3 protein-coding genes are annotated in these 4,018 nt (G+C 72.2%); 1 reads left to right on the top strand and 2 read right to left on the bottom strand.

The features are described 5' to 3' along the window. Positions 1-484: 484 nt before the first annotated feature. Together ACWF94_RS35445 and ACWF94_RS35450 are read right to left on the bottom strand one after the other, a co-directional pair. The gene (locus ACWF94_RS35445) at positions 485-1,561 is read right to left on the bottom strand and encodes a mandelate racemase/muconate lactonizing enzyme family protein (RefSeq protein ID WP_453498316.1); all 1,077 of its coding nucleotides are present in this window, start codon (positions 1,559-1,561) and stop codon (positions 485-487) included. Between the two features lie 174 nt (positions 1,562-1,735). After that, on the bottom strand, positions 1,736-3,022 hold the full coding sequence (locus ACWF94_RS35450) for a hypothetical protein (RefSeq protein WP_453498319.1): 1,287 nt from the start codon (positions 3,020-3,022) through the stop codon (positions 1,736-1,738). Positions 3,023-3,147: 125 nt separating this feature from the next. Between ACWF94_RS35450 and ACWF94_RS35455 the strand changes: the two genes are divergently transcribed. After that, the coding region (locus ACWF94_RS35455) for a DegT/DnrJ/EryC1/StrS family aminotransferase (protein ID WP_453498322.1) at positions 3,148-4,018 on the top strand (871 nt) is incomplete at its 3' end.

Consider the following 4,018-nt stretch of genomic DNA (forward strand, 5'->3'; position numbering starts at 1 on the left):
CCACCAATATCTACACACCTCTATACTTTGTGTGGCGCGGGCGGTCTTAATTTAGATGGGCCGCCTCAAGACAGGGGTTCCCGGCGCCGTGCCGCGCGTCCGTGAACGCCGTCTTGTGGAGGGGCCAGGCCGCGTATGTCACCACGGGTGCGGCAGGGCATGGGTTCCTCCTGAAGGATGCGAGCCCATCAATACCCCTGGGGGGTAATATTGGCGATCTCCATATATACCCCCTGCCGGTATCTTTGACAAACGCCTCCGGCGCTCCTGCTCATACCTGCCAGGGGTAGAGGGCGGACGGAAGAGTGTTCGTCGTGGAAGCTGCGACACCGCAGAGATGAGGAGCGACGCGCGCGGAAGGGTGCGCTGACCTGCCAAGATCCGTACTGATGGATCGGGCGGGGAGAGAAGCGGCCCGGCGGAGGCCGCGCACGGCCGTACGCTCCGGCCGCGCCGCCGCCTCCGCGGCCCCGGCGCGTACGCCTCACCCCAGGTCGTGTCCCAGTCCCGGCCTCGTCGGTACCCGCACCCGCCCCGTGTCCGCCGACGCGAACGCCGTCGGCGCCAGTGGCTCCTCGCGCACCATCAGCGGTCCGACCAGATCCGCCGCCACCGTGGCGTGCGGCAGCGCCGCCGCCAGATGGACCGCCGCGAGCGTCGCCACACCCAGCTCCGGCATCGAACCGATCTTCACCGCAAGCCCCGCCGCCGCCGCGATCGCCGCGATCTGCCGTGCCGGGTGCAGTCCGCCCACCTTGAGGATCTTGATGTTCAGCACGTCGGCGGCCCCGCGGCGGACGATCTCCAGCGCGTCGTGCAGCGAGTGCACGCTCTCGTCCGCGATCACCCGCACCCCGACCTTGCCGCGCAGGGCGGCCATCCCGTCCAGATCCCAGCGCGGCAGCGGCTGTTCGACGAGGTCGAGCCCCGCCTCCGCCATCAGGGTCAGGGCCCGGGCGGCGACGGTGGGGCCGTAGCCCTCGTTGGCGTCCAGGGAGAGTTCGGTGCCGGCCGGCAGCACGGCGCGTACCGCCCGTATCAACGCGATGTCGGCCGCCGGGTCCACGCCGCCCTTCACCTTGATGTGCGGGAAGCCCTTGGCCGCGTACACGACGGCCTCCGCCGTCATCTCGTCCAGGGTGCCGAGGCCGACGACCCAGGTGGTCGGCACATGCTCGCGGACCCGGCCGCCGAGCAGGAAGTGCACCGGCCAGCCGGCGGCCAGGCCGGCGAGGTCGTGCAGGGCGAGGTCGAGGGCGGCCTTGGCGAGGCGCTGGCCGCGGATGGCGGTGTCCATGGCCGTGTGCGCACCGGCCATGTCGCGCGGGTCGCGGCCGAGGAGCGCGGGCCCGACGTGCTCGGTGACGGCGGCGCGGACGCCCGCGAGGGTGTCACCCGTGTACGCGGTCATGGGGGAGACCTCGCCGTAGCCGGTGAGGCCGTCGTCGGTGGTCACCTCGACGACGAGGCTGACCAGGTCGGAGCTGGTGCCGCTGCTGATGACGAAGGGGCGCACATACGGTGCGCTGACCACACGAGTACGGATCGAGGCGATTCTCAAGTGCGGCTCCTTATCCAGGTTCCGGCCTAGACCGTAATTCGCGGAAGTGTCCCTGGCAAGCAGTGCGGACCGCCGGGCTCCGCACCGGCCTCCCGGCACGCCGGGAGGGGCGTCGTCGTCAGGTCGTACGGTGCTGTGCGGCCGGGCCGCCTGACGACGGCCCCGCCCCCTGCCTCAGAGCTGCACCCGGTACACGATCGGCGGCCGGCCCGTCTGCCCGTGCTGCTGGCTGCCGATCGGCACGGCCACCCCCGCCCGCTCCAGCCGCTTCAACACACGCCTCGCGGTGCGCTGTTGGACGTCGAGATGCTCCGCCACCGCATGCGCGGTCAGGCCCTCGCCGTCACCTGCGGCGACCAGCTCGCGCAGCTTGTCGAGCGTCTGCGGGTTGAGCCCCACGCGCCGCGCGAGCAGCAGGCTGTTCTCAGGAGCGGCCGGCGCGGACGCCCGGCCGGAATCGGAGTCGATCACCATGTCCACATCGTCCCGCATGGACACGACCCCGGCCACGGGCCCCACCGCGCCCGCCCGGTTGACCGCCCGCCGCGCCAGCGACTCGGCCTCCGCCGCCGTACGGCCCAGACCGAAACCCACGTGCACCGAGGTGTGCCGTGAGGCGAGTGCGTCGAGCAGCGGGAGCCGGGTGAAGTGGTCGCTGGCCTTCTCCAGCGCGCCGCGTGTGGTCACCACCAGCCGCCGCCCGTCCGGCAGATGGGCCAGGCTGCCGCCGAGCGTGGCGAGGTCGGCGGCCAGTTCGGAATCGTCGGAGCCGGGCGGGATGTCGACGATGCCCAACGCCACCTGTGTGTCGCCGCTCTGAGCGGCGGAGGCGGCGAGCACCAGCGACCGCACGGTGGCGCGGATGGAGTGCCGGGAGGGCGCGAGGCGTACGGCGTGCATCTCGTTGTCGAGCGTGTGGAAGGCGGAGCCGAGGCAGGTGAGCGCCACCCGGGTGCGCTTCTTGTCGCGGGCGCCGAGGTGGAAGGAGACGAGGTCGTCGCCGGTCAGCCCGGGACGGTACGGCAGTACGTGCACATGCTCGGTCGGCAGCTTGGCCTCGGTCATGGTCTCGACGACCTCGGCGCGCTGGAGCGTGTCGATGGAGATCCGCGACACGTCGTGGCCGAGGCGCAGCAGTTCGACGAGCGCCCGCAGCAGAGTCGCCCCGTTGTACGGCACATACATCGCCGGCCGGTCCAGCAGCCCGGCCTCCGCCGCGAGGGTGTGCGGCACGACCCCGGTGAACAGCAGGGCGTCGGCGCCGGACGCCGCCGCCTCGCGGACGACGTCCAGGGTCTCGTCCTCGTGCCGGTAGCGCAGGCCGAGCAGCCGTGTGGTGCCGGGGGCGCCGACCGCCTGCACCTTCTGCACCAGGTCCTCGGGGCCGATCACCCCGACGGTGAACGCCATCAGCCCCGTCTCCTTCATCCGTACGGCCTCTTCCGGCCAGGTCCTCAACATCGGGGGTAAGTCTAGGCATTACGGACCGCAGCGGTTCCCCGGGTACCGGGGTTGACGTGCCGCAAAGAGCAATTTACCTTTCGGACCAGGCCATAAACGCGTTGCGTCGAGAGGATCACGCCGTCATGTCCGTACGGGACGGACCGCTGCCCACCGTGCTCGAACCGCGCGGCCGCACGATCGGCGAAGAGGAGCGCGCCGCGGTGCTGCGGGTGCTCGACTCCGCCGTGCTGTGCGGCACGTTCGGCACCGAAGTGCCCGCGCTGCAACGGGAGATGGCCGAGCGGTACGGGCGGGACCACGCCGTCGCGTGCAGTTCCGGCACCGCCTCGCTGCACCTGGCGGTCGCGGCGGCCGGCATCGGACCGGGCGACGAGGTGATCACCACGCCCATCTCCGACTTCGGCACCGTGGCCCCCATCCTGGCAGAGGGCGGCCGGCCGGTCTTCGCCGACGTACTCCCCGACGACGGCAACCTCGACCCGGCGGCGGTCGCCGCGGCCGTCACCCCGCGCACGAAGGCGGTCCTGGCCGTCCACCTCTTCGGCGCCGCGGCCCGCGTCGCGGAGCTGCGGGAGCTGTGCGACCGGCACGGTCTCGTACTCATCGAGGACTGTGCGCAGGCGTGGCTCGGGGAGGACGGCGCCGGGCGGCTGCTGGGCACGTACGGCGACATCGCCTGCTTCAGCCTCCAGCAGTACAAGCACATCACGGCGGGCGACGGCGGCCTGGCGCTCACCGACGCCCCCGAACTGGCCCGCCGGATGCGGCTCTTCGCCGACAAGGGCTGGGACCGGGCGGAGGGGCGGATCCACCGGGTGCCGGGGCTCAACTACCGGATGCCGGAGCTGACGGCCGCGATCGCGCGGGCGCAGTTGGGGAAGGTGGCGGAGGTCGTACGGGTACGGAGCGAACGGGCGGCGCGGCTCACCGCCGCGCTCGCCGGAGTGGCGGGCGTCCGGACCGCGCCGCGCCCCGACGGCCACGCCTGGTGGG

The organism is Streptomyces sp. NPDC055078, from assembly GCF_053607985.1.